The following is a 25,194-nucleotide window of genomic DNA, read 5'->3' as shown; positions in this document are numbered from 1 at the left end:
TTTCTACGGTCCATTGCTACCCAGATATGGCCGATAATCTAATAAACATGGATATCCACAAGAGCATGGTGGGAGAATGGAGCGAGAGTTCAGGCGAATCCTGGGCGAGGATCTGGCCAACTACCTTGAGCTTCTGAGGGCAAAGTTGGCCTTTGCGGAGGAGATATACGGCGTCAGAATGAACTACGTCCCTCTGATTACCGAAGAGCCCGTAGTGGTCCTGGACAAAAGAGATGGAAAGATAAAATGGCTCAAAAACAAAGAAGAGCTGGCAGAAGAAGAACTTCAGAGACTCTCCGAAAAGATAAAAAGAAACCTGGAATCAGGTTTCGTTGAGGCACTTCTTGCCATGAACATGTCCTGCATCGATGGTCCGGGCGAATAAATTTTTAAAACTAGAAAACCGCCTTATTTCATGAAGCGTGCTGAGCTGATACTCCTACTTGTAACCGTGTTCTGGGGTTTAACGTTTCCCGTGATGAAGATAAGTATATCATATATGCCCCCTCTTCTCTTCCTGGCATATAGGTTTGGTGTAGCCTCTGCATTTATGCTTCTTATTTTTAGATCGAAGGCCATAAAAAAGGAAACGGTATTTGAGGGGTTTATACTCGGCATAACACTCTTCTTGGGACATGCCTTCCAGACAATCGGCCTTGAATATACAACCCCCTCAAACTCAGCTTTCATCACATCACTTTACGTTGTATTCACCCCCTTCATTGCCTATTTCCTTCTGGGAGATAAAATAAAGAAAAATGATGGAGTCTCCCTACTCATAGCCATTGCTGGCCTGTACCTGATATCGGGTGCTGGAAAAAAAGTGAACCACGGAGATATCCTCACAGTACTCTGCGCCATCAGCTTTGCATTTCAGATAGTGCTGGTCCAAAAGTTTCAGGGATCAGATTACATCAGCCTCTCGTTCTGGCAGATTTTCTGGAACTTCCTATTCTCTCTCACTAGCTCGAAACTGCTGGAAACACCCATTTTGCCTACTAACCCAGCTTCTTGGCTTGGTATTCTCTACACCTCACTCTTCGCCACGGTAATTGCATTCACGGCTCAGGTAAAGTACCAAGGGGAGACTACGGCGTACAGGGCAGCCCTTATATACTCCACAGAACCGCTGTTCGGAACCTTGGGAACCGTAATTATAATGAGGGCAATTCCATCGGTACGGGAGCTCATAGGTGCCGGATTGATAATGATGGCCGTATGGATAGCCATTAAAGAAGAGGATGCAGAGGCGCCGCTTTCCTTCTGACCTCAAAAATTGTACATATTAGGGAGATGCCAGATGAAGTTCGAAGTCGTTGATAAAGATACCATGAACGAGCTCTCTCGAGAACTCAGCAGAGCAGGGATCATGAACAGAAAATACGAATCAGTCGACTATGACATCGATCACTACTTGGTAATAAGAGATAAGTATTCGGAGCTCCTCAAAAAATCCGGTGAGATTGACATCATAGAGGACACGCTTTCAAATCTCAGGCAGCTCTACGATGGGCTCATCGAGAAAGTTCGAAATACAATGGAACTGAGCATTGAAGAATTCCTCGGAGATGGAGAATCCGAGAGGTTAATCCTTCTAACAGCCCTAATAGAGAACAAAACTGCAGAAGAAAGAGATGGAAAAATTGTTCTTAACAAAATTGTCCCATTGGAGGATCTGACGATTGAACTCAGGTTTCCGTTAGATGAAGTCGAAGAATGGCTTGAAGAAATAGAAAAAAAGGTTCAAGACAACTATGACAACTGAGGTCTCTATAGTCAAGCGCTACTACGTTGAAGTCATTGAAGTTGACAGAGGGCTGATAGATTTGGCCCTGAAGACAGCAGAGGAATATTCAACCGAAGAGAGCTATTTAAAAGCCATGTTCACAGGCATAGCAAGGGCCATGCTTGCAGATACGGTGCTTCAAAAAGCGGAAAAAGTCCAGAAAGAAGATAAGCTTATAGAGACCCTCCTGGAGGGAGAACCGATAGTCCTGGAGAACGAAGACGAGAAGATCTATGTTTATTTCGACGAAGAGTCACTGGAGAGCTTTTTAAAAGAGCTGCAGACCCTTGGATATCTCAAGATCAAAGGGAACAGGATATGGGTATGAAGCGAAGAAAATTTTTAAAAATTCAAAAAAGAGTGATTGCCGGAGGTGAAGAAGCGATGGTAGGGCTTAAGGCGATAGTCTTCTTTGACAGAGAGGGAGAATCCTACTATCGCTGTCCAAAATGCGGAATGGTCTTCAGGAAGAGCAAGGATTACATAAGGCATGTCAACAAGTCCCATGGATGGAGGTTTGGCAGGGGTAAAGTAAGGGGCAAAAGACTCCTCAAAAAGATAATGAACCGGAATGAGGAGAAGCCAGAACTCTGAATTGTGATGAGCGGCAGGGCTTTCTGACCGTAAAATCTTTTTATTTTTGTTCTCTTCTAGAAATTTCTGAAAGCCTTAAAATAGAGTTCTTGAACAAAAGTGAAACTCAAGGGAGAAAAGGGAGGGAAAAAGGTTCACTTCCTCCTCTTGAGGAGGAGTGGGACCACTGCCAGGCCGATTATGGCCGCTGGGCCGCAGATTCCTCCACCACCGCTGGTAGTTGTTGTGGTGGTAGTGGTTGGCTGGCTGGTCGTAGTGGTTGTTGTAGTGGTTGGCTTTGTAACGGTTACCTGCCCCAGGCTGAGGTCTCCAACAGCAACGCTGTAAGTTCCAGGCTTGACAAAGGTGTACTGGAACTCAACCTTCTGGCTCTGGCCACCGCTGAGTTCAACGTCAGTCCACTGGACGGTGTTGCCATTGACCTTTAACTCAACCCTGTACTTGCCACTCATCTCTCCAGTGTTCTTAACGACAGCACTGACGGTTACACTGAGCGGAGCCTCACCGCTTGTTGTATCAACGCTGAGGCTGCTGAGCTCGAACTTGGCGGGCATCTTACCGACAACCTTGACATCTGCAGTTGCAGTGGTGCCTATCGGGATTGAGAAGTTCCAGCTGTAGCCCTCGGCACCGTCCTTCGTGGCGTAGACCCTGAAGAGCTCACTTTCGGTTGTCGGAACGTCATCGAAGGCATAGTGTCCGTCGTCAGCGGAGGTAACTTCAAGCGGCCTGCCGCATATGTCCTTTGCCTCAACCCACTTCCCGGTAGTGTTGTCCCAGAGCTGGAGGATCACAGTGGCACCTGCAAGCTGTTCGCCAGAGTGGTCGGTTACATCACCGGAAACGTAGCCGACGCCGACGAACTTCAGGAGAGTGTAGTTGCTCAGGGAGTACTCGATCTTCTGGAGCCTCTGTCCGGGGTTTATCTTAATTGTGTCAGTTAGGGGTATCTCCTCGGTAGTCTTGCCGGTGTAGTTATAGATGTAAACCACGGCATCGCTTGGAGCGTTGATGTGCCAGTATTCAGGAACCTTAGCCGTAGGTTCAGGCTCAACTTCGCTGGCGAAGTTAACTTTGACGTTAAAGACGCTTGAGACGTTAGCGATTCCGATGTTTATGTGCTTGGCAACCTCTCCCGCTGGGACTGTCGACCAGACCTTGATCTTGGCAACCCCGGTGTCCGGATCGATTGGGGCCATTACAGTGCTTCCATTCATTGAGCCAACATCAAGGATTCCGAGGTTCGGGTCGTCGATTGTTGCAACAACGTATTCTGACTCGAACTGTATGCCCTCCTCCTCAGCCTTGGCGAAGTTGTAGGGGTTGCCCTGGTCGTCGGTGATAGTAACTTCGATGTCGAACCACTTTCCGTTGGCAGCGGGGAGCATCGGAGTGCTGTTGAGATCGTGGGCAGCGTTCTGCTGGACAAGCTGACCATCGCACGGGCTTATGTAGGAAACCTTGTCGACCTTGACGTATGGAAGGGTGACGTTGATTTCTCTAACAGTCGTAAGGATAGCCGGAGCGTTGGCCTGGACGCTGGTTGTACCCGGCACTATTTCCACGTGTCCCGGAAGGTACCCGTAGTAGGACTCGATGTTCTCGCTCGGAACAGCGTACTTCTGCTTCTCAGCTATCTTAACATAAGTTCCGTCTTGAACAACTGTGGTGCTCTCTGCACCCGGTTTGTAGGCTACTATATAAACGTGGTATTTGGTCTGGCCGTCACCGGCTACTGCCAGGTTGAAGGTGTACTCGCCTGGGAAGCCTGAGTCTGCGCTTGAGTTGCCAACGTAGATGTACTTTTCAGTAATAGGCGTGAGAACGGTCCCGTTTTCAACCGGGTTCTCGGCAACAATCTTTACAAATATCTCGGCGTTGGGTACCCTCTCAAGAGTTCCCTCAAAGTACGGCTCTCCATTGGCGTTGTAGTACTGAATGAACTTACGAACCCATCCATAGATCTGAACCTGCTGCTCCGCTGGAGCCGGGAGGACAGTAATGCTCTTCTTGACTTCGAATCCGCGGACGTTAACAGTAACTTCAAGGGTGTCAAGAGTTGGTGTCCAAAGGTTTATGGTTGCAATGCCATTCTCGCCAGTTGTGGCAGTGTAATAGTAGGGCTTGAGTTCTCCATTCTCGTCTATGTACTTCAGAGTCTTGGAGGTTATGGATACCCCAGCCCCGGAAAATGGGGTTCCATTAACGGTAACGTTTATGACGACGGGAGTAACCTGGCCCTGGTAGATCTCTGCAGGAGTAATTGCGACGTTGATCGCATCCTGGGAGAGAACCTTTAGGGTTAGGCCCGTGTTCTCCCCGTTCACGAAGACGTAGAGGATCCCAGTTTTTGTTGGCTTCAGGTTATCAAAAGTAGCGAAACCGTTAACTGTTGTAGTCCAGGCAAGAACATCGCTGTTGTTACTGTCCCAAGCAAGGGTGACGTTGGCACCATCGGCAACTGGTGCACCGTTCTCTACTACACTGAGAACTACTGTGTAGGCTCCATTCACGACTAGCATTCCATCATTCGGATCAATCAGATAGGCGGCATAAACCGACTGGGCCTTAGCAGGGAGTAGGAACCCTGGGGTCACTGATGCCAGTAGCATTAGTATAAGGCCCACGACTTTTATCTTATTTTGCCAGCCCATATTCTTTCACCTACCTTCCTTTTTGTTTGCTACCCTTCGAGGCCGGCCTCATGGAAGGCCAATAGAATATAGTTGGCCAACCAAATATAAACCTTTCGCAGAATTATCGGGGATTATTCAATAAATTAAAGCATTGGGCCACAAAAATTAAAAAAAGAGGATGTTCAGTCGGTTCTGTTTCCACCGATAGAGATTTCTACGTCCGTCGTAATGTTTCAACCCAGATAGGCCTGAATTGCCTTCAGCGTATCGATAAGCTGGTCTATCAAGGAGTCCAATCCTAGCTGTTTGAGGGTAAGTTTCACTGTATAATCCGTGGAGATGGAAACTTCCAGAGTACCATCGGTTACTCCAAGAATCTCGTCAAGCCTGACCTCAAAAAAGCCCTGGACAGGGACATCTATAGTATCATCAAAGCAGGTTGTCGTACTTATGTCGATGGAAACCGTTATGGTTGTGTCTATTGGAACATCTACCCAGGTATCCAGGGGAACCGTTAACGTAATCCGATTTCCGTTCTCATCGTATCCAGTTGCTTTTATGCCCTGCACGACGTGAACCCTTGTCACAACGTTAACGGGTACGGAGACCTTATAATCATGTCATAATAACATAGCGGGCAGGAAACAACCAAAAACTTTTTAAACCCTCCATACTCCCTAACTCTGGACACGCCCCGGTGGTGTAGCCCGGTCAAACATGCGGGACTCTCGATCCCGCGCCCCGGGTTCAAATCCCGGCCGGGGCACCAGAACCTTTCTCGAGGGCCCGTGGCTCAGCCTGGTCAGAGCGCCCGCCTGATAAGCGGGAGGTCCGGGGTTCGAACCCCCGCGGGCCCACCACAACAGCCTTTTGCTTCGCAAAGCACTGGCGGAAAACGGAATGCTTGTTTTATAACGGTCACGACACTCTCAAACCCCCGGAGTGGGAGCTTCGCCCTTTTCAAGTGCTGTGATCCTGGAGGCTTTCCTCTTAAGCAGATTTTTCGGGGTCTACTTTTAATAGGCGCCCGAAGGGCACGAAGGAGGTAACCCAACGGACATCGGCCACTCTACCCAAGAAAGCCACCAAAAGTTCTCCACATAATGAAACACGCACGAACTACTCCAAGGCGGTCAAACAGAGTTAAAGTTCCGTGCCGCTTTCGCTGTCGTTCAACTCAACCTCTCTTCCCAGCTATTATACCGCCGACTATCATCGCCAGCCCAAGAACTGTCGCGGGCGCTATGCTCTCACCTACAATAACCGAGATGAAGAAAAGGCTCAGGAAGGGCACGAGGTAGGCCAAATTTGACGCGAATTCTATCTCGTCCTCTATGGCTTTGTACCACAGGAAAAAAGTAACTCCCATCTCGAAGAGGCCGACGTAAACAGCTCCAGCAAGGCCTCCAAGGGGCGGAATGGCGGGCCCGCCCGAGAGAGCTAGAGCGGTGAAAACGTAAGCGAGCCCGAAGAGGAAGTTCCAGAACATCTTCTCGATAGGTGGTCTATCATCCCTGAGGTTCAGAAGCCAGTACATGGCCCATATCACCGCACTCCCGAGGCCAAGAGCGACACCGGTTGAGTCTGAGAAGTTCAGGCTCGTTATGTTCCCCTTTGTGGCCACGAGCAGCGCCCCAAAGAAGCCGATCGAAAGTCCCAGAACAGCCCTTTTTTGGGGCTTCTTTCCGAGGAGGGGAGCAGAGAGGAGAACGAGCATGAGCGGCCAGGTGTAGTTCAAAGCCTGCGCCTCCTGCGCTGGGAGTCTGTCATAGGCCGAGAAGAGGACTATGTAATAGAGGAACGGGTTCATTAACCCGAGATAGGTGGAGCGGAGGTGCTTCTTCCTCAGCGAGAATTCGCGCGAGTAGAGAAAGCCAAAGATGACAAGGGAAGTCAGAGAGGCGTAGAAAAGCAACTGAAGTGGTGTCAAATACCTCAGCGAGAGCTTGAAGGCACTTGCCACCGTGGACCAGAGCAGTACCGCGAGGAAAGCGTGCTTTTTTGGCATGAAAAAAGAAGGGAGCGAGGATTTAAAAACTCACTCCTCTCTGAAGGCCCCGTACTTCTTGGGGTCGTAGAAGGGCGGTGCAACTGTGAGGGCCTTCTTGAGGTCGCCCCTTATATCTACCTCGATTTCCACGCCCGGTCTGGCATATTCAGGCTTTACAAAGGCTATGCCGATTCCTATGCCAAGTAAAGGTGAGAGCGTTCCGCTCGTTACTTCGCCTATTAGCTGTCCGTTCGCGTAAACCTTGTAGCCCTCCCTCGGAATGCCCTTGTCAACCATCTTGAAGTGGACCATCTTGCTCGGCAACCCGTGCTCCCTCTGCTTAAGCAGGGCTTCCTTCCCTATGAACTCCTTGTCCCAGAAGAGGGCAAATTCGAGGTTGGCCTGGAGGGGTGTCACTTCGTCGATGTCCGTGCTGAGGAGCTGCTTCTCCTTCGTCTCGTTTCCGTAGAGGGTGTAGCCCGCTTCAAGGCGGAGCGTGTCCCTCGCGCCCAATCCAGCGGGCCTTATGCCGTACTGCTCCCCGGCCTCAAGGATGGTTTTCCAGACGTAGAGTGCCTTCTCCGGCTCGCCTCTCTTTGAGGGGTCTGGATGATACGGGTTGGCGTCCTCGAAGTAGACCTCAAAGCCGTTTTCGCTGGTGTAGCCGCTCCTCGAGAGGAGCATCCTGATGCCGTCAAGCTCAACTTCCTTGGCCTGGAACCACCAGAGGTTGTTTATGTCTATGCCGAAGAGGTCTTTGGCGAGGTCTCTAGCTTTAGGCCCCTGTATCGAGAACATAGCCATGTCGTAGGTCTTGTTCTCTATCTCAAGGTCTATATCGTCGAACTTCTCGATTCCACGCTTTATCGCGTTGAACCAGGCGTCGAGCTTTTCAAACGCATCGCTGTCGCAGACCATCATGTAGGTGTCGTTCCCCATGTTGAAGACAAGCGTTTCGTCCTTAACGGCCCCCCTCTCGTTGAGGACAAGGGTGTAAGTCCCGCTTATTGCCGGGGGCCTGCTTATATCGTTTGTCGTTACGTACTGGAGGAACTCTAAAGCGTCTTTGCCGCGGAAGAATATCTCCCCCATGTGGGAGACGTCGAAGATTCCGACGCCGTTCCTAACGGCCAAGTGCTCCTCCTTTATGCTCGAATACCAGATGGGCATCTCCCAGCCGGCAAATTCCTCAACCTTTTTCGCGTGCTCCCTGTGCCAGTCGAAGATGTGAACCCTCTTGACCATGGCTATCACCGCTGAAGCTTCGATCGAAGCGTTATAACCCTTTCCAATACATGGGCAACTTTAATAAGCATTGAAGTACAAATAAATACCGAGGTGACCAGAATGTTTGAGAAGGTTTTGTACCCTACTGACTTCTCGGAGGTCTCACTCCATGCCCTCAGGAACTGCATACCCGAGATTGTCCGCCTTGGGGTCGAAGAACTCCACATAATTCACGTCCTCGACATAGCAACACTGGAGTTCGAGGCCTTCTCGCTTCAGGAAGCATACAGAGCGAAGATCTCCGAGCTGGCCGGGGAACTCAGAAAAGCAACGGGCGAAAGAACTGGAATAATCACCGACGTCCTTGTGGGAATTCCCTCGGTGGAGATCGCGGAGTACGCCAGCAGGGAGAACATTGATCTGATAATAATCCCGAACGCTGGAGAAAACGTCTGGAGAAGGATGTTCGTTGGCAGTACCGCCTCAAACCTCGTGAGAACTTCAAAAAAGCCCGTCCTGATCCTCAAGTACGAGGGAAAAGATAAAAAGTTCGAGCCGACCTTTGGATCCTGCTTGGAAATCTTCAAAAAGCCTCTGCTGGCCCTTGACTTTTCAAAATGCTCCCAGGGGGTTCTTCAGGCCACTAAAAAGTTCGAAGAGCTAATGGAAAGCGGGATACTCCTCCATTCCGTCGACTATGGAAAGGTTGAGGAGCTGGAGCACAACATTGAGATCGCAAAGGCAAACCTGGAGAAAGCCACGGAGGCGTTCTCAAAGCCAATGGAAAAAGAAGTAACCGTCGGAGTGGCAAGCCAGGCCATAATAGGGATGGCACTTGCGAAGAAGGCGAGCATGATAGTAATGGGCAAGAAGGGAAGGAGCTTCCTCAAGGACCTGATTCTGGGGAGCACTGCCGAGAGGGTTATGAGGGACGCAAAGATACCGGTACTGCTCGTACCGTGCGAATGAGACCTCAGACTGGAACGGCTTCCACATCAGGATTCGGTAGCTACCCTGTTGCCATCATCGGTCGCTTTCTTCTTTTCCAGCAGGCTTATAAACCTACTCCCTCGTGCTCTCGCCCGTCATGACAGCACTGGCAATCATGTGGGCTAGTCTAAGGGGTTCGGGAATGAGGCCAGTTTTTGTTGTAGCGCGGACTATCTCCTTAGCGGTTTCCTCCTCAACGCCGACCGCCTGGATGTAGAGCTTTTCAGGAATGAGTTCGAGGAGTGGCGGGGCTCTCCTGAGGAGCTCAATGCGCTCTTCGGCGTCTGGAAAATGATTTCTTAAAGCGTTCTCCATGGCAGCAATGTCCGGCTTTTTTCTCACCACGACCACAACGGGAAGGCCCGTCTCCCCGTGGAGCCTTTCAAGATCAACAACGTTGAAGCCAGCGTAGGTTATCCCTTTGAGGAGGATGACGCGCAGGTCTTTAAAGCGGGAGCTCAGGATAGACTCAATCATGGCATCGGTGGCATCCCTTCCATCGACGGTTATCCAGCGCGAGAGAACGCCTACTACTTCCTGGGAACCTTTCATGACGACACCTATAAGGAGGGTCCTCTCGCGGTTAAGTTTGGAGGAGAAGGAAAACGTCCCATCATCGAAACCAACAACACGGATCTGGGGCTTTACTTTCCGTATCATCCGAAGAGCACCCTGCCCATCCACTCGGAGTACTCCCTGTTCAGTTTATCGAGGTCTATCCTGGCTATGAGGGGTACTTCATAGGGATGAAGCTCCTTGAGGGTATCCCTGAGTTCCTTCCACTTGCTCACCTCCGTCTTGTAGATGGCACCGACCTCCTTACTCTCTTCAATCTTCCCCTCCCACCAGTACATTGCCTCGTGCTCGCGGAGGTTGGCACAGACTATGAGCTTCATTTCCAGCAGTTTTCTCGTGATCTCCTTTGCAGTGTCCCAATCGGGAAAAGTCGTATAAACCATAATCATCTCCATGGTTCCACCGGAGGCTTTTGGACGAATAAGCTTAAATCGGTTACGGGGTAATTCAGAAGGGATGGCTCATGGAAAGGGTTAGAGCCCACCTCAGGATTTATGGAAGGGTCCAGGGAGTCGGCTTCAGGTGGAGCATGAGCAGAGAAGCCAGAAAGCTCGGCTTAGCAGGATGGGTAAGAAACCTGCCAGATGGAAGCGTTGAAGCAGTTGTAGAGGGGGAAGCGGAGAGGGTTGAGGCTCTAATCGGTTGGGCCCACCAGGGACCTCCTATGGCAAGGGTAACAAGGGTGGAGGTAAAATGGGAAGAACCAGAGGGGCTGGAAGGATTCAAGGTCACTGGATAGTCATGCGCTCGAGGAGGACTCTCTTTGGACAGTACTTGACTTCACAGTAGTTGCACACGAACTTCTCCTTATCCCTTTCTGGGGTGTGAATTATGAGCTTTCTGAAACCCTGGATGTCCTTGATTTTCACGAAAACCTCGACCGGGATGGTGCCATCGATAACTATGTAGAGTTTGGCCGGCTCTTCCCTCAGATTTCTGCTGAAGACTTCTATGACCGGTATATTGTTTTCGTGAAGAAGTCTGAATACCTCCGAGGACGCCTTAAGATGGGCATCCTTTTCCAGCTCTATCTCCAGAACCTCCCAGCCCATGAGGGGGGCCACCTCGGTGAGGCTGGGGAGGGGATTAAGCCTCTCGAAGATGAGCCTGAGCGGGTAGGTATTCTCGATGTACTCAATAGTGTGGTAGATTATCTTTCTGTTGACACCTATGACCCGGGCAAGTTCACTTACTGGAATTTCGACGTTTCGGAGGTAAATTTTACCGTTTTTCACGCTGAGCCCGTTCTCGAAAAGGAATTCCGCAACCTTCCTTCTCGCGGGGTAGTCCTTAAAGTACTCCTCCAGTATCAGCATCATTTTTGTTCACCTCTTGCCCATATGTGAGTAGAAGTGAATATTTAAGCTTTTCCCCGAAAGGGTTTTATCCGAGCAAGTCCCATCCACTACCGGTGCAATCACATGCTTGACCCATTTGGTCAAGAGGCCAGGAGAATAATCCAGGACTTTGGGGGGATCGAAGAGTTTCTGGAAAAGATTCCACGTTACGTTGAAATAGGCGATGTCATGAGCAGGGTTACATGGGAGGGGGATATCCCCAATGAGCTGGTTTCAATGGAGGGCTGGAAGGACTTGATGGGATTTTACGCCCTTTTAGGGGCTCTCGCTCACTCACCCTACGGCTTCGAGATGGAGCTCGTAAAGGAGAAGAACATGGCCATATACCTGAAAAGGATTGAGAAAAGTCAGAGCCTGGAAAAACTCTCCCTCCCGGTAAGGGCAGTTGGAGAGGGTGAAATCCCAGAAAAAGACCGCCTAATCCTGGAAAAGCTCCGGCACAGGGAAATAGCTGAGGAAGAAAGGAAAAAGCTGAGGATAGAGTACAAAATATGGCTGAGGCACTTCCTCCCGTTGTGGAATGAAAGCCTGAAGAACGTTTACATACGGAACAGCTGGGTGTACCTGAAAAGGGACGACGTTATGGAACTGTGGAAGAAGCACTTCGAGAGAAACCTCGAAAGGGCCGTTAACTTGCTCTATGAAATAAGGGAAGACATCCCCGAGTTCTACACCGAAGTGTACGAAAAGCTGAGGGAACTTGCCCAGGAAAGATTCAAGGAAAGAATCGAGAAAATGGGCCCGGTTGGAGCCCAGCTACTGCGCTTTGACTTCTTCCCACCTTGTATCAAAAAGGCTCTCTCCGGAGTGGGAAGTGGAATGAGAAACTACGCCATAACAGTCCTGCTAACGAGCTTCCTTAGCTACGCCCGGCTCTGCCCAAACCCCCCGAGGAGAGACGTCAGGATCAAAGACTGCGTGAAGGACATAGGGATTATAGAGAAAGACATACTGCCTACCATAATAGAGGCGGGGAATCGCTGCAAGCCACCCCTGTTTGAGGATCAACCGAACGAGATAAAGAACATCTGGTACCATCTCGGCTTCGGCTACACCGACACTCCCTCCCTGGAGGACAGCGGCAACTCCCCCTGGTACTTCCCGCCGAACTGCGACAAGATCCGGGCAAACGCTCCGGAACTCTGCAAACCGGACAGATACTGCCGGGGGATAAAGAATCCGCTGACCTATTACCTGAAGAGACTTTACCACGAGAGGAAAAAGGAAGAAGGTGAGGAAGGTGAGCGAGCTCTTTAGGGAAGCAACGCCCGAGGAGAGAAGGGAGTACTACACAAAAGAATGGAGCGCGAAGAAACTGCCAGACTTTATTGTGGAGACCCTGGAGAGGAGAGAATTCGGTTTTGATCACACCGGCGAGGGGCCGAGCGACAGGAAAAACACCTTTTCAGACATAAGGGATCTGGAGGATTACGTCAAAGCAACGTCCCCCTACGCGATTTTCTCCAGCGTCGCCCTGTACGAGGATCCGCGGGAAATGGGGGGCTGGATTGGGGCGGAGTTGGTGTTTGACATAGATGCAAAAGACCTCCCCCTGAGGAGGTGCCTGCAGGTTCACCCCTCGGGCCAGGTTTGTCCGGTGTGCCTCGAAGACGCCAAAGAACTGGCAAAGGACACGCTGGTAATTCTGAAGGAGGACTTTGGGCTCGAGGAAGTTCATGTCGTCTACTCCGGGAGGGGATATCACATCCGCATTCTGGACGACTGGGCCCTGAACCTGGACCACAAGGCAAGGGAGAAAATTCTTGCGTACGTTAGCGCCGCCGAAGAGATAACCTTTGAGGATCTTCAAAGCAGGAGAATAATGCTCTCAAGCGGCTATTTTAGGGTGTTCCGACTGAGGTTTGGGTATTTCATAAGAAGGATAAACGAAAACCACCTGAGAAACATCGGCTTCAGAAAAAACCAAGTTGAAAGCCTTCTCGAAAAAAGAGAAGAATTGTATGAGGGATTCGTTAGAAATGCCCTTCTCACGGCTTTTCCGCAGGGGATAGGCCAGAGGGGGATTCTAAAACTCTTCGCGTTGTCAAGCACCTTTTCCAGGGCATACTTTGATGGAAAGGTCACAATAGACGTAAAGAGAATTCTAAGGGTGCCATCCAGTCTTCACTCAAAAGTCGGCTTCGTGGCAACCTACATAGGCCAAGGGGAGAGCAAACTGGAAAAGTTCGACCCGTTTAAAGATGCCGTCCCCGGGTTCCGGCGGGAGGAAGTGAGGGAAGCCTACCGGCAATGGGCAGAAGAACAGGGGATGGGCTATGAATGGGAGGGTTAAGATAGCAGCTTCCATGCTGATCTGGGGTAGCGTTGGTGTATTCGCGCGTTTTTCGACCCTCGACGGGCTCAGCCTGGCCTTCATGAGGGTGCTTATGGGGAGCGCTATCTTCCTCGTCGGCTACTCCCTGAAGGAGCGCGGATGGCTGGGCAAAGCGTTTTCAAGCGTAAGGCCAAAACTTGGTCTCGTGTTTCTCCTCGGGCTGGCACTGGCCCTGAACTGGGCTTTCTTCTTCTCGGCGGTAATGCACACCACGATAGCCAAGGCTACCCTGATATACTACCTCGCTCCCATCATCGTCGTCCTCCTCGCGGGCATCTTCCTCGGTGAGGACATTAAGGGGAGGCTCCCCTACGTGGGGATGGCCTTCCTCGGCGCCCTCATGATAGGTCTCCAGGAGAAGCCCTCGCCCTCCAGCGGGGACTTCATCGGAATACTCTTCGCCCTCGCTGGGGCCTTCTTCTACGCCCTGGTCACTCTCCTGGGCAGGTATCTGAGGGATGTTGAAAGCGCCGCCCTGACCTTTTTCCAGCTCCTCTTCGCCACCCTCCTGCTTGCCCCGCTGGTGGCATTGAGGGGCCTCTCGCTAACTCCCCGCACACTCGGAGTTGTTGGCATAATAGCACTGGTGCACACCTTCCTGGCCCTCCTCCTCTACATGGAAGGGCTGAAGGAAGTCGAGGCCGGGGAAGCGGCACTGCTCAGCTACCTCGACCCTATGAGCGCCGTCATTTATGCCTTCCTCATCTTCGGGGAGGTTCCAGGGGTAACAACGGCAATAGGGGGTGCGCTGATACTCCTAGCCTCGGCCCTCGACATTATGGGAAAGGGGTGAAATCCTGAATAAAGGTTACCCATATCTCTTCTTATACAGCTCCTCCACTTCATGATAAAACTCCCACAGCTGACCTCCTCCCCGCCGTGAGGGGTTAACCCCTCGCCAAGTGCGGGAAGGTTTGAGGGGTCCTCATCAGAACTTAGGTTCTTCGAACCCCTCTGGCCGGGCCTTCGACCAATTACCCCTACCACCCGCCAAAGCGGGAAGGCTCAGGGTTATAGCTCCTACCACCTTCTTCAAAATATTGAAACCACCAACCAAGTCAGCGTTAAACACAAGCCCCGTCACGGGACACTTAAACAAACCCCTAACAAACCTTGCCCCCTCATGAGGCCTCCCACAAACGGGGCAAGTCTTCGAAGTGAAAGCCTCATCAACAACCACAACACTAATACCATACTCTTCCGAAACTTCCTTAAGACGCTGAATTACCGTATTGAAACGCCAGACGTGAGAGAGGAGAAAATTCTGCCTCCCGCCCTTATCCGAGCTCCTGGTAATCCCCTTCGGATAGCCAACGACGATTCTGTTAACGCCCAAGTAGTATAACTTCTCAACAGTCTGCCTTACAGTAGTGTTAATGTAGTGTTTGGCTTGAAGTTTGGCCTTAGCGTGCATTCTCTTGAGTTTTCTGCTCGTTCTCGCTCCCGATTTATTGAGTTTAGACTGATACTCGGCAATTCCCTTTTGCCAGTAGAAGTCAATGCTCTTCAATGGCCTCCCATTGACTAAGAAACTCTCGCCATTCTCAACATAGACAGCCATTAAATTGTTCACTCCAAGGTCTATTCCTGCCGAAAGGTTGCCCAAGGGCTGTCCTGGAACTTCAACCCACTCACCATTGATTAACTTCTTCTCCACCGTAAAGCTAACGTGAGCGTACCACTTCCGCTTAACTTCATCGTAGGTTATTTCCAAACGCCCCTGCTTGCCTTTCAAGTGTATTCTGCCTTTAAACTGGACTTCCAAGCGTTTGAATTTTCCAAGGCCTTTGAGGATTAGCCTGTTGCCTTCAATCTCGTACTGGTCGTTCCTGAGGATGATTACGCCGGCCTCCTTCAAGTAGTTCGGTGGTTTCGGTTTAAGCCAGCTGGACAGTTCCCCGTTCCTCTTGCTTCTAAGGAGTGAGAAGAATGAGCGCCAAGCTTCGGCATTCTTTCTCGCTATTGTTTGGACTGTTGCGGGGCCAATTTCCGTCTTGAACTCTCCATAGGCTATTTTCTGTGTTTTTAGAAAGTCCACAGGTTTGCCCTCAAAGAATTATGATCTTCTCGATGAGCGGAGCATACCCCTCTAAAAATTCCCCTCTGATTTTCAAAACGTCCTCAACGAACTCTTTAAGGGGAAGCTCAACAACACCCTTGTGCTTGCCCTTATATTCGGGACAGTCCGTGAATTCAAGAAGCTCGTTGTGATAGTAAATCCTCGTAAGATCTTTTGTAGAGCAGAAGTAGTATATCCCGGCGCCTCTGAAATAAGCGTTGTTCTGTACACTACGGGCTCGTTTCCCAGCCGAAACTTATCCCACTCAGCGAGTTTTCTCTCAGACTGAGAGTACTTCTGAACTCTCGGATCATCCAACCTTAACATATGACTGCCAGCCATCAACGACTCCTGGAAAAACCCATAAACGTCCACATTGGCTCCCTCAAACCCCCCATCCTAGCAGGCTCCTAAGAGTAAGTGCTCGTTTATTGTAAAAATCAAAAAGAGAAAGGATAAGGAGTATCAACATACCTCTTGAGATCCATTTTCACTCTCAAATGCTTTTTCTTCATTGTGTCCCACATGCCTCAATCCTCCACAACCAACCCACGCTCGTATCTGCTAAATAAACCTATACGACCACACGGCACTACTCTTCTCAGGATAAGCAGTCCTCAAGACAAACGCCCCCCTCAAACTTGAACTCCAGTCTAACCATGTCAATCCCCCCCAACGTTAATCCTAAGCTTCTTAAGATTCACTGGAATACCAAAACCCTTACCCTCACTAGCATGTTCAAGAAACTCCCCTTGTATTCTGGATGCTCACTCACTCTTTCAACGACTTCCCTCAGGAACCCCGCCAGTCCTCCAAATCCTCTAAATACTGTTCCATGTATAAGTCATAAATGTCCATTCTGTCGTACTTGTAAGCTTCCAGCCTGACTTCTTCAACACGCTTGTGATATTCCTCCAAGTACTCACCAAAACCCTCAAAACATCATCCCCAAACTCAACCAAGGGAACTTCAATACTACCTTTATACCTTCTCTTGTACTCTGGACAAGCAGTCCCTTCCAAGAGGCCATTATAATAATGAATCCTCACCACATCGCCCAAACCCTCAAAGAAAACCCTCGATTGGATTGCAAGCAAAGCATAAAATATTGAACTATCATCAGCAACATCAAAACCCCTCTTCCTAGCCAGCTCCCTCGACCTGCTACAACCATACTCCGACACTCCCGGCGTTGTAACTTCCTCCAAACCATCAAGCAGCCCCTCAAGCACTGTCAGAGGATCTGTGTAAGTGCCCTGAAGTTTCCGCCGGTTCTAGTCCAGCATTTCCCAACCAAAACATGACCCTCAAAAAGCAAAATAACTGGAAAGAGAGAGTAACGTTCCCCAGCCACTAAAAAATAGGAAAACGGCCAGGAAATGGGTCTGTTCAAAGGATTCCAAATCTATTTCAACCTTAGCTTGGTTGTATGAGAACTGAAATTCTACCGCATCTACCTGTCTATATGCATCCCAAGCTCATCTAAGTTTACACTTAACTTCACGAAGCTCTGCCTCCAGCTTCTGTGTAGTACTTTAGCAAGTCTCGCCCTTCAGAGCAGGAATGAAGTCATAAACATCCAAAAATTATGATTCTCTTCGGAACTTTTCCTTGTACAGTTCTATAACCTCCCGATAGAGCTTCCACAAATAACCATAATCCCTGGGTTCTTTCCAATATTCAAGCAAGATTTCTTCAACAACTGGTATGTGCCTCTCTAGAAATTCTCCACTAATCTTCAAAACATCCTCAACGAACTCTGGCAAGGGAATTGATACTGTCCCCTTATGTTTTCCTCTGAATTCCGGGCAGTTAGTATCCTTCAGGGGAATGTTATGGTAGTGAACGTTTATGGTATCCTCCCCAAGTTCAAAAATATACTCGCCCATGTATATTACCAAGCTGGTATAGTATAACTTTGTGTACTCCTTAACGGGCAAGTCAAGTTTCCGTGCATATTTTCTTAGGTTCCCGATAAAACCGCCCGCCTCAAGTTCCTTGCCCTTCATTAGGAAATCACAGCAGTAAAGTAGCTCCTGGATGATCCCCGCAGGGTCTCCCTGAATTGGATATAACTTTTTATTCCCCTTCTCGTCAATCCAGCAAACTCCAGTAGTTAGATTTCCATCAATAAAAAGAAGTACTGGAAAGGGGAAAACTAAATCTAAAGCTTTTTGGAAGTGTATTTTCAACAGGATGTGCTTCCCCCGAATGGTTACTTCCTTCATATCCTTTCACCCCACTGGTTCTATAGTCTTTTTCCATGCTTTATATGCCCAGACGTTGTATCCTGTTTTTGGATACACAGTTTTCAGATAGTACACACCGTTTTTGTATTCAAATGCGAACTCAATTGATGTTATACCTTGCTTGTAAACACCAACCTCTGAAAGTTCGACAGTCAAAGTGACACTACCCTCTTTGAACTTTCCCGCGTACTTGGGATCGTTAAGTGCCTTTTCCAATACTCCATCAAGGAACCCTCTGAGTTCGCGCTCATCCCTAAAGACTTTGGGGAGCTGAACAACCCTTCCAGTTTTAGGCTCAACGATTTTCTGCCACATCGGCCAGAAGGTCGTTATTCCAGAGTCCTCCATTTCGTATCCTCTAACATGCCTGATGTAGGCGTGGATTAAACCCCACTTTTCGTTTCCCTTTTCCAGGACGACCTTATAACCCATTCCAGGTATATCTATCGGCGCCTCTAGAATAGAGTCCAAAAACATCTCAAGCCCCTGTGTGAGTGCACTTGCAGAAGCTCCATGTTCCGCCGCTTCAGCTATAACATATCCAGCCTCCTCCTTTGAGACACCCATCTCGATAAGGTTGTTTGCGTAGTCCTTTAGAGCCGCTATTGTGATTCCATGTTCCGCTTCGTACTCAATGACCCTCCCAAGCCTCCCCTCATCAAGTCCGAGACTGAGGAGACACTTGACGTTCTCAAGGATCTCCTTAAGGGTGGCGCCGTGCTTGATCTCATTGTTGATGATCTCCACTGGAATGCCCATCTCTTTTAGCTCATGAAGCACCTTTGCAACATCGTCGCCGTGCTTAATGATGTCATCAATTACGGGCTTGAACCTTTCAATGGATTTCCAGCCATCCTCCGAGACTTCAACCAGTTTGAGGTCCTTCAGAATTTCAAAGGTTCTCTTGGAAACTGCAACAACTTCCCCGGCATGACGTATAATCTTTATTCCATCGCCTATCTTGCCCACTGGAGTTATATCAATAACCGCCCAAGAGACCTTGGCTTTACACTTCCTTGAGAAACCTTCATGAGTGCAGGTTGTGTACGCTTCCTTTACGTCATACGAAGTGGTGGCAACTGTCAGAATTATTAGAATGGCTTCCCCCAAAGCGGGAAGAAATCTGGGATAGATCTCCTTGTGTCCCGGAATAGGAGCAGGCCCCAAAGATTCATCCTGAAGAACATATTCTCCCTTGTAGATCCCACAGCTCGTTTTAACAACAACGGTGATCCACCAAGGTCTGCCATCGGAATCTCGCCTCGGAGTCAGAGTTACCAGCAGGTGGTGTGGAAACTCCGCATGACCAAGGCTTACTGTATTATCCACCGTGTCGCCCGTTTTGCTGAACCATACTTCAACGTCACCGGAGGTGCATGAGCCCGGAACTTCCCAGGAGAGTGCCACAACGTTATCCACCACCTGTATTTCCCTCAAAAAGAGTTCCTTTGTACTGTCTGCGGCTTTTGCATCGCTTTTTCCAATGACTGTTGCAGCCGAGAGCGGCAATGCAACCAATAAGTAGACAACAAATCCAACAATAAGATGTTTTATTCCCATTGGAATCACCAAAAATCATCACATGAGAAATTTAAAAACATTACGTTTTGTAAAAGGAAATATAAACGTTAAGATGGAAACCAAATTGGGCGAGGGGGCCGTAGCCCGCCTTCTGTATCAAGGGGGCATTCGACTGAGCGGCCTACCACGGGGCTCACACCGGAACTCATCGCCCCCCTTTGGCCTTGCACCCCGCGGGACGGCCGTTTCACCGCATCCTCCGGGATAGTCTGCGGGTTAGCTCGGGCGCCGTCGCCGGGCCCTTCGCACGCGTCATCCACATTCCCCGGAGGCCGTGTCGTTTCTGCGCCGTTGCCCGGCCTCTCGGCCGGTGCCTTGCGGCACCGCGGCCCCGGTGGGGTGGGCGGAACTTCCTCGGGAGTGCCCCGAGAGCCCCCGACCCCCTCGCCAGAGGGAGCTAACTCAAAGCCCGATAAAAACCTTTGGTTCACCCCTCAGCCTGGAGAAAACAGGTTAATACCCAAGGCAACCAGGTAAATCCCTGCCAGCAAAAGAACAACTGAAAAAGCCAAGCCAAAACGATACAGGGGGTTGGACTTGAAGTGGGAATAAACAACCAGATGAATTACGGTGAGCATAACCCCGTAGATTACGGAGAAGAGTCCGAGGACTAACTCCACTTTTAGCCTGAGGATGAAAAGTATTCCCAGAATTGCACCGGCGAATACCGAAACCTGGGGTATCGTGAACACGTAGTAATCCCGGAGCACCCTTTTCTCGTCCGCCATACGCATCACGGCTCCACTATAAAGGCGTAGGTTGTTGTGGTGGGGAGGACTTTCCTTATTTTCGGGAGAAGGTAGCGGGGATACCTTACTTCAGTTTTCTCCTCCATGGGATTAAACTGACCCAAAACAACCTCGATGACCTTCACTTCAACCCTCCCCCTGACCCGGAAGTAGCCCCTGTCCACCGTGTTGATCTCGAGGATTATCGGGAGCTGGAGGGACATTTTTTCCTTCTCATCCAGCATACTGGAGAGATACTGCAGCTCGGATGCTCTGAAGTAGTGTTTACTCCCGTCCCTCAACACAATGTGGTCAATGCCCCTTTCCAGGAGGTCGTAGAGGCTCACCCTGCGCCTCGGAAGGTGGAGGTTTATCTCCATTATTTCTCTCTCCAACAGGTCTTCTGCGGTTGACATGTTTGAACCTAAGGGAACCATCTGAAAAATGTTGGTAGGCAAGTTTATGTCAATTTCATTAAAAGATGCCAGGCTATTTTACATTTTTGACTAGATCCCTTCCACTCAGCCGTCCCTTTAGTCATTTTGACAAAAAAATAATAGAAAAGGTTAAATATGAAAATTCGTGCATTGAACATCGTCAATATTGAACTAATATGAAAATAGGTGATGAAAAAATGAACGAGAGTGCAAAGCTCGTCGGAGTTGAAACGAAAGGCCTCAGATTCCTCCAGCTCATATTCGTGGATATAAACGGCACTCCAAAGGGGATGGAGGTTCCAATAGTGAGGTATGAAGAGGCCGTTGAAGAGGGGATTTCCTTTGATGGCTCTTCAATATCGGGTTTCCAGGGGATAGAGGACAGCGACCTCATTTTCAAAGCCGATCCAAGCACTTACGCAGAGGTCCCCTGGGAAGGAGTAGCAAGGGTCTACGGCTACATCTACAAGGACGGAAAACCCTACTGGGCTGACCCAAGAGGGATTTTAAAGAAAACCCTTGAGAAACTTGAAAAGGAGGGCTTTAAGGCTTACATAGGGCCCGAGCCAGAGTTTTACCTTTTCAAGAAAAACGGAACCTGGGAGCTCCACCTCCCTGACAGCGGTGGCTACTTCGACATAGTTACGCTCGACAGGGCCAGGGAATTGAGAAGGGAGATAGCACTTTACATGCCCTCTCTCGGCCTCGTTCCAGAAGTGCTCCACCACGAGGTGGGGAGAGCCCAGCACGAGATTGACTTCCGCTATGATGAGGCCCTTAGGACGGCTGACAATGTGGTGAGCTTTAAGTACATCGTCAAGTCCATAGCGGAGATGCATGGGTTACACGCCACCTTTATGCCAAAGCCCCTCTACGGATTTCCAGGCAACGGGATGCACCTTCATATAAGCCTCTGGAAAGACGGGAAGAACGCTTTCATCGGGGAAGACGGGCTCAGCGAGACGGCACTGCACTTCATGGCTGGGATCCTGAAACATGCGAAGGCTTTAACGGCGCTCACAAACCCGACTGTGAACAGCTACAAGCGCCTGGTTCCAGGTTATGAGGCACCGGTTTACATAAGCTGGGGCTACAGGAACAGGAGTGCGCTGATTCGCATCCCGGCTTTCCGTGGCGATGGAGCGAGAATAGAGTACCGCTGTCCTGACCCGGGCGCCAATCCATACCTGGCGTTCTCTGTGATACTCCTAGCTGGACTGGACGGCATTAAGAAGAAGCTGGAGCCGGAAGCATACGTAGAAACCAACGTCTACAAAATGAACGAGGAAGCTAGGGCAAAGCTCGGCATCGAGACCCTCCCCGGAAGCCTCGGGGAAGCACTGGAAGAGCTGAAGAAAGACAAAGTCGTCAGAACTGCCCTAGGAGACGCCTATGAAAACTTTGTCACATACAAGACAGGGGAATGGGACGAGTACGTTTCATACCTCGAGGCAAACAAGCTTCCACTGGAGACCAAAAAGGTGACTGAATGGGAACTCGAGAGGTATTTCTACATCTAACTCCCCTTTTCTTCCCGCATATGGACTATTATAGAGGCTCCAACTATCAATACTCCGCCCATGAGCTGAAGTGGAGTTAAAGACTCACCGAAGAGGAGGTAAGCGAGAACGATGGCAACTACGGGCTCAACCGTTGCTACTATGCTTGCCCTGCTGACTTCCACCTGTTTGAGGGCGTGATTGTAAAGGGTGTACCCCAAGAAGGTGGGGAAAAACGCCAGGCCCAGGAGATATGGCAAAGCACCCAGAGGAACTGAGAACTTTGAAAACGGGGCGAGGAATACAAGACCGAAAAGCAGGGTCATGAAGAGAACCCTCTCAGGCTTCTCCTTTCTGACCCCGACTTTAGCAAGGACTCCGTAGAGGGCATAGGTAAAGCCCGTCCCTATGCCCGTAATCAGGGCCAGATTACTTACGTTGAGATCGACATTACCCCCAACGAGAATAACCCCAAAAAGCACCATTGCCAGAGCGAGGGCTTTCTCCCCGGTTATGGGCTCTCCAAAGACCAGTTTACCGAGCAGAACCGAAAAAGCAGGGGCAGTATAAACCAGCAGGACTGCAAAGCCAACGGAAGATATTTTTACCGTGTAAAAATAGAGGGTATAGAACGCAAAGACACCAACAAGGCCGTAGAGGGTATAAAACCACAGTCTCCTGGTGGTGAAAGGGCTTTCCCGGAGGAACAGAACTATATACGTCCCGAGGATTACCAGCGCAAGGAGAACACGCCAGAAGACAATCGTGAAGGAATCCACGCCGTAACGGTAGATATATTTGGCGAATATTCCGAGGGTTCCCCACATGCCTGCGGCCAGAACAACAAAAAGGTAACCGCGCCTCATAGACTCACCTCAGAAGGTCGGCCCCTGAGGCAGGTGGCGTTTGTGCTCGCTCGATTTAACGAGCCGTTCAACGTGTTCAACTCTCTCGATGCTTATTCCAAGCTCTTCCGCGATTTCATCCTTTGGCATCTTGAGATCAACAAGACGCCAGAGTATCTCATCCAGCAGGCGGTAGCTTATTCCCATCTCGTCCTCGTCGGTCTGGCCTTCCCAGAGACCAGCGGTTGGCTTCTTCTCGATTATCCTCCGGGGAACGCCCAAGAGCTTTGCGATCTCCCACACTTCGGTCTTGTAGAGGTTTATAAGCGGCGCGTAGTCGCTGGCACCGTCACCCCACTTTGTGAAGTAACCGGTTAAGAACTCACTCCTGTTGCTCGTGCCCAAAACTAGACAGTTCATTTGGTTGGCGTGAGCATAGAGCAAAACCATCCTCGTTCTCGACATTATGTTGCCCATACTCTTCCTGTCGGGCTCGAAGCCGAGGCCCAGGATGAAGGAATCGACGGTGGGTTTTATGTTTATCACCCTGCACTCTATTCCAAGGCTCTCACAGACGAGCCTAGCGTCTTCAACGTCGCGGTTCTCATAATAGGGCATTGTCAGGCCAAGAACCCGCTCCTTCCCGAGCGCTCTAACTGAAAGGTAGGCGACGGTGGCGCTGTCGATTCCGCCACTAATGCCGATTACAACCCCTGAAGCATTGGTCTCATTTACGCTTTTTTCAATAAAGTTAACGAGGGTTTGAAGCACCGAGTTGTAGTCAAGCCTCCTCAAGTCAATCCCTCCTCGAGTTAAGACTTGCGTAACCTGCGATTATTAAGGATGTCCCGGCAATCATAAAGATAAACCCGGGAATGGCAAGATTTGAATAGGGATAATTAATCGCCTTGGCCTTATAGGTGTAGTTCAGCTCTCCGTAAACTACCTCAATGGAAGGACGCCCCTGAAGGTTCACCGTAACGGTGGATGTTACGTTTATCTCCTGGGTCGGCACATCGTTTTCAATCACAACTACCGAGGCGTTGTTAGATGAGAGAATGAGGGTACGGTTATAGTAAAGATAGCTGTTCTCAAAGGAGAGATTTCCAAGCGTATATTTTCCTGGTCCGAGAGAATCGGAACAGGTGTACTCAACAACAGAACTATGAAGGCCAATAAGTGACATGATCAGCGCCACGAAAAGAAAAACTAAGCCAATTGTTACCGGCGTGTAAAGGAGTATCTTTTTGGCGCTCTTCATAGCAACCACCAAAATAAATAAAAAAAGTCAGAATTTGCCGACGAGGTGACACTCGACGAAGTGGTTGTGCTCGTACTCTATCAATCTGGGCTGTTCCACATCGCAGAGTCCCGTCTGGGCATAGATGCATCTCGGGTGGAAGCGGCATCCTGGGGGGATATTGACGGCACTCGGAACTTCACCCTTGATGGGGAGCTCTTTGATAACGTTTCTCCTCTCAGGCTTCGGCTCCGGAACGGCTGCCAGGAGTGCCCTGGTGTAGGGGTGGAGCGGGTTGTCGATAACGCGCTTCGCTGAACCCATCTCGACTATCCTTCCGAGGTACATGACCGCCATCCAGTCGGCGAAGTATCTGGCAGTGGACATGTCGTGCGTGATGTAAAGGTATGTGACCCCCATCTTCTCCTTCAGCTCCTTCATGAGCTCGAGGATCTCAGCACGGATTGACACATCAAGCATCGAAACCGGCTCGTCTGCAACGATGAAGGTTGGGTTCAGGATGAGGGCTCTGGCTATGGCGACACGCTGTCTCTGACCACCGGAGAGCATGTGCGGGAATCTGCTGACGTAGTCTTCAGGCGGAGTTATCTTGACCATCTCAAGGGCCTTGTATATGAGCTCCTCACGCTCTGCCCTTGTTTCACCGATGCCGTGTATGAGAAGCGGCTCCTCGAGGATGTCAAATATCCTAAAGCGTGGATTAAGTGAGGCGAAGGGATCCTGGAATATCATCTGAACTTTCCTTCTGTAGGCCAGTATCTCCTCTTTGGTTGCTATTTGAGTAACATCCTGGCCCTCAAGGTATATCTTTCCATCGGTTGGTTCAAGCAACTTGACTACCAATCTTCCGGTTGTGGACTTACCACAACCACTTTCACCCACCAGGGCAAAGACCTGCTGCTTGTAGACCTCAAAGCTCACACCGTCGACTGCGTGGACGAATCTCTGCGGTTCTCCCCTCAGGGTAGACATGAGACCCCTCTTAAGTGGGAAGTACTTCTTAAGGTTCTCAACTTTAAGTATCGGCTCGGCCATCTCCCACA

At 49.9% G+C, this 25,194-nt stretch carries 27 protein-coding genes, 2 tRNA genes, 1 other RNA gene and 1 pseudogene; 13 read left to right on the top strand and 18 right to left on the bottom strand.

Annotated elements, in window-relative coordinates; translation table 11 throughout:
- The first annotated feature begins 76 nt into the window (after positions 1-76).
- The 5 genes from ACZ47M_RS08595 to ACZ47M_RS08575 are packed head-to-tail and all read left to right on the top strand — an operon-like array spanning position 77 to position 2,380.
- Positions 77-385 (top strand): hypothetical protein, encoded by a 309-nt coding sequence (locus ACZ47M_RS08595; RefSeq protein ID WP_315341851.1) that lies wholly within the window; start codon positions 77-79, stop codon positions 383-385.
- A 30-nt stretch (positions 386-415) separates the two neighbouring features.
- Positions 416-1,267: a DMT family transporter gene (locus tag ACZ47M_RS08590; protein ID WP_315341853.1), complete on the top strand. Its 852-nt coding sequence runs from the start codon at positions 416-418 to the stop codon at positions 1,265-1,267.
- 33 nt (positions 1,268-1,300) lie between these two features.
- The gene (locus tag ACZ47M_RS08585; protein WP_315341856.1) at positions 1,301-1,765 is read left to right on the top strand and encodes a hypothetical protein; all 465 of its coding nucleotides are present in this window, start codon (positions 1,301-1,303) and stop codon (positions 1,763-1,765) included.
- The gene (locus tag ACZ47M_RS08580) at positions 1,755-2,114 is read left to right on the top strand and encodes a hypothetical protein (RefSeq protein WP_315341859.1); all 360 of its coding nucleotides are present in this window, start codon (positions 1,755-1,757) and stop codon (positions 2,112-2,114) included. Before ACZ47M_RS08585 ends, ACZ47M_RS08580 begins: the two co-directional genes overlap by 11 nt.
- 56 nt (positions 2,115-2,170) lie before the next feature.
- Complete coding sequence (locus ACZ47M_RS08575; RefSeq protein ID WP_315342277.1) at positions 2,171-2,380, top strand: C2H2-type zinc finger protein; 210 nt, start codon at positions 2,171-2,173, stop codon at positions 2,378-2,380.
- Between the two features lie 134 nt (positions 2,381-2,514).
- On the opposite strand, the gene ACZ47M_RS08570 is transcribed toward ACZ47M_RS08575, so the two are convergent.
- Together ACZ47M_RS08570 and ACZ47M_RS08565 are read right to left on the bottom strand one after the other, a co-directional pair.
- Positions 2,515-5,034: a CGP-CTERM sorting domain-containing protein gene (locus ACZ47M_RS08570; protein ID WP_464883396.1), complete on the bottom strand. Its 2,520-nt coding sequence runs from the start codon at positions 5,032-5,034 to the stop codon at positions 2,515-2,517.
- Between the two features lie 215 nt (positions 5,035-5,249).
- On the bottom strand, positions 5,250-5,603 hold the full coding sequence (locus ACZ47M_RS08565) for a hypothetical protein (RefSeq protein WP_315341864.1): 354 nt from the start codon (positions 5,601-5,603) through the stop codon (positions 5,250-5,252).
- Positions 5,604-5,707: 104 nt separating this feature from the next.
- Between ACZ47M_RS08565 and ACZ47M_RS08560 the strand changes: the two genes are divergently transcribed.
- Both ACZ47M_RS08560 and ACZ47M_RS08555 read left to right on the top strand, forming a co-directional pair.
- A tRNA-Glu gene (locus ACZ47M_RS08560) sits at positions 5,708-5,785 on the top strand.
- Positions 5,786-5,798: 13 nt separating this feature from the next.
- Positions 5,799-5,876: transfer RNA gene (locus ACZ47M_RS08555), tRNA-Ile, on the top strand.
- A gap of 317 nt (positions 5,877-6,193) precedes the next feature.
- On the opposite strand, the gene ACZ47M_RS08550 is transcribed toward ACZ47M_RS08555, so the two are convergent.
- Both ACZ47M_RS08550 and gcvT read right to left on the bottom strand, forming a co-directional pair.
- The gene (locus tag ACZ47M_RS08550) at positions 6,194-7,024 is read right to left on the bottom strand and encodes a DMT family transporter (RefSeq protein ID WP_315341867.1); all 831 of its coding nucleotides are present in this window, start codon (positions 7,022-7,024) and stop codon (positions 6,194-6,196) included.
- 30 nt (positions 7,025-7,054) lie between these two features.
- The gene (gene gcvT / locus ACZ47M_RS08545; protein WP_315342279.1) at positions 7,055-8,251 is read right to left on the bottom strand and encodes a glycine cleavage system aminomethyltransferase GcvT; all 1,197 of its coding nucleotides are present in this window, start codon (positions 8,249-8,251) and stop codon (positions 7,055-7,057) included.
- A gap of 102 nt (positions 8,252-8,353) precedes the next feature.
- Between gcvT and ACZ47M_RS08540 the strand changes: the two genes are divergently transcribed.
- Positions 8,354-9,202 carry a universal stress protein gene (locus tag ACZ47M_RS08540; protein ID WP_315341870.1) on the top strand — a complete coding sequence of 283 codons (849 nt, stop codon included), beginning with the start codon at positions 8,354-8,356 and terminating at the stop codon, positions 9,200-9,202.
- Positions 9,203-9,295: 93 nt separating this feature from the next.
- On the opposite strand, the gene ACZ47M_RS08535 is transcribed toward ACZ47M_RS08540, so the two are convergent.
- Complete coding sequence (locus ACZ47M_RS08535) at positions 9,296-9,883, bottom strand: endonuclease dU (RefSeq protein ID WP_315341873.1); 588 nt, start codon at positions 9,881-9,883, stop codon at positions 9,296-9,298.
- Positions 9,880-10,194: a divalent-cation tolerance protein CutA gene (gene cutA / locus ACZ47M_RS08530; protein WP_315341876.1), complete on the bottom strand. Its 315-nt coding sequence runs from the start codon at positions 10,192-10,194 to the stop codon at positions 9,880-9,882. Before cutA ends, ACZ47M_RS08535 begins: the two co-directional genes overlap by 4 nt.
- Positions 10,195-10,262: 68 nt before the next feature.
- On the opposite strand from cutA, the gene ACZ47M_RS08525 reads away from it, so the two are divergent.
- Positions 10,263-10,538 carry an acylphosphatase gene (locus ACZ47M_RS08525; RefSeq protein WP_010479982.1) on the top strand — a complete coding sequence of 92 codons (276 nt, stop codon included), beginning with the start codon at positions 10,263-10,265 and terminating at the stop codon, positions 10,536-10,538.
- Here ACZ47M_RS08525 and ACZ47M_RS08520 read toward each other — a convergent pair.
- Complete coding sequence (locus ACZ47M_RS08520; RefSeq protein WP_315341882.1) at positions 10,528-11,118, bottom strand: regulator of amino acid metabolism, contains ACT domain protein; 591 nt, start codon at positions 11,116-11,118, stop codon at positions 10,528-10,530. The two genes, ACZ47M_RS08525 and ACZ47M_RS08520, sit on opposite strands and share 11 nt — an antisense overlap.
- Before the next feature lie 102 nt (positions 11,119-11,220).
- Between ACZ47M_RS08520 and priL the strand changes: the two genes are divergently transcribed.
- From priL to ACZ47M_RS08505, 3 genes are read left to right on the top strand one after another with little or no spacing between them, the layout of a single operon-like run.
- Complete coding sequence (gene priL / locus ACZ47M_RS08515) at positions 11,221-12,414, top strand: DNA primase large subunit PriL (RefSeq protein WP_315341885.1); 1,194 nt, start codon at positions 11,221-11,223, stop codon at positions 12,412-12,414.
- The gene (priS, locus tag ACZ47M_RS08510; RefSeq protein WP_315341887.1) at positions 12,398-13,450 is read left to right on the top strand and encodes a DNA primase catalytic subunit PriS; all 1,053 of its coding nucleotides are present in this window, start codon (positions 12,398-12,400) and stop codon (positions 13,448-13,450) included. Before priL ends, priS begins: the two co-directional genes overlap by 17 nt.
- Positions 13,434-14,285 carry a DMT family transporter gene (locus ACZ47M_RS08505; protein WP_315341890.1) on the top strand — a complete coding sequence of 284 codons (852 nt, stop codon included), beginning with the start codon at positions 13,434-13,436 and terminating at the stop codon, positions 14,283-14,285. Before priS ends, ACZ47M_RS08505 begins: the two co-directional genes overlap by 17 nt.
- Before the next feature lie 94 nt (positions 14,286-14,379).
- On the opposite strand, the pseudogene ACZ47M_RS08500 reads toward ACZ47M_RS08505, so the two are convergent.
- The 7 genes and pseudogenes from ACZ47M_RS08500 to ACZ47M_RS08470 form a co-directional block, all read right to left on the bottom strand.
- A pseudogene (locus tag ACZ47M_RS08500) lies at positions 14,380-15,530 on the bottom strand (RNA-guided endonuclease InsQ/TnpB family protein).
- Positions 15,531-16,372: 842 nt separating this feature from the next.
- Entirely contained in the window at positions 16,373-16,759 is a 387-nt protein-coding gene (locus tag ACZ47M_RS08495; protein ID WP_315341893.1) for a hypothetical protein, read from the bottom strand.
- Positions 16,760-17,137: 378 nt separating this feature from the next.
- Positions 17,138-17,779, bottom strand: coding sequence for a hypothetical protein (locus ACZ47M_RS08490; protein ID WP_315341896.1), 642 nt, complete (start codon positions 17,777-17,779; stop codon positions 17,138-17,140).
- Between the two features lie 6 nt (positions 17,780-17,785).
- Entirely contained in the window at positions 17,786-19,369 is a 1,584-nt protein-coding gene (locus ACZ47M_RS08485; RefSeq protein ID WP_315341898.1) for a hypothetical protein, read from the bottom strand.
- A gap of 80 nt (positions 19,370-19,449) precedes the next feature.
- Positions 19,450-19,769: RNase P RNA component (gene rnpB, locus ACZ47M_RS08480), an RNA gene on the bottom strand.
- 46 nt (positions 19,770-19,815) lie between these two features.
- Entirely contained in the window at positions 19,816-20,115 is a 300-nt protein-coding gene (locus ACZ47M_RS08475; RefSeq protein ID WP_315342281.1) for a hypothetical protein, read from the bottom strand.
- A complete protein-coding gene (locus ACZ47M_RS08470; protein ID WP_315341901.1) occupies positions 20,115-20,525 on the bottom strand; it encodes a DUF61 family protein in 411 nt (136 codons plus the stop codon). Before ACZ47M_RS08470 ends, ACZ47M_RS08475 begins: the two co-directional genes overlap by 1 nt.
- A gap of 218 nt (positions 20,526-20,743) precedes the next feature.
- On the opposite strand from ACZ47M_RS08470, the gene glnA reads away from it, so the two are divergent.
- A complete protein-coding gene (gene glnA, locus ACZ47M_RS08465; RefSeq protein WP_315341904.1) occupies positions 20,744-22,066 on the top strand; it encodes a type I glutamate--ammonia ligase in 1,323 nt (440 codons plus the stop codon).
- Here glnA and ACZ47M_RS08460 read toward each other — a convergent pair.
- The 4 genes from ACZ47M_RS08460 to ACZ47M_RS08445 are packed head-to-tail and all read right to left on the bottom strand — an operon-like array spanning position 22,063 to position 25,186.
- Positions 22,063-22,911 carry an EamA family transporter gene (locus ACZ47M_RS08460; RefSeq protein WP_315341907.1) on the bottom strand — a complete coding sequence of 283 codons (849 nt, stop codon included), beginning with the start codon at positions 22,909-22,911 and terminating at the stop codon, positions 22,063-22,065. The genes glnA and ACZ47M_RS08460 overlap by 4 nt on opposite strands.
- 9 nt (positions 22,912-22,920) lie before the next feature.
- Complete coding sequence (locus ACZ47M_RS08455) at positions 22,921-23,685, bottom strand: NAD+ synthase (RefSeq protein ID WP_315341910.1); 765 nt, start codon at positions 23,683-23,685, stop codon at positions 22,921-22,923.
- Position 23,686: 1 nt separating this feature from the next.
- Complete coding sequence (locus tag ACZ47M_RS08450) at positions 23,687-24,151, bottom strand: hypothetical protein (protein WP_464883395.1); 465 nt, start codon at positions 24,149-24,151, stop codon at positions 23,687-23,689.
- Between the two features lie 27 nt (positions 24,152-24,178).
- Entirely contained in the window at positions 24,179-25,186 is a 1,008-nt protein-coding gene (locus tag ACZ47M_RS08445; protein WP_315341916.1) for an ABC transporter ATP-binding protein, read from the bottom strand.
- Positions 25,187-25,194: the final 8 nt, after the last annotated feature.

The sequence above is a fragment of the Thermococcus waiotapuensis genome, assembly GCF_055384795.1.
The sequence above is the reverse complement of the archived record's forward strand: the minus strand, read 5'-3'. Positions and strand labels throughout refer to the sequence as shown.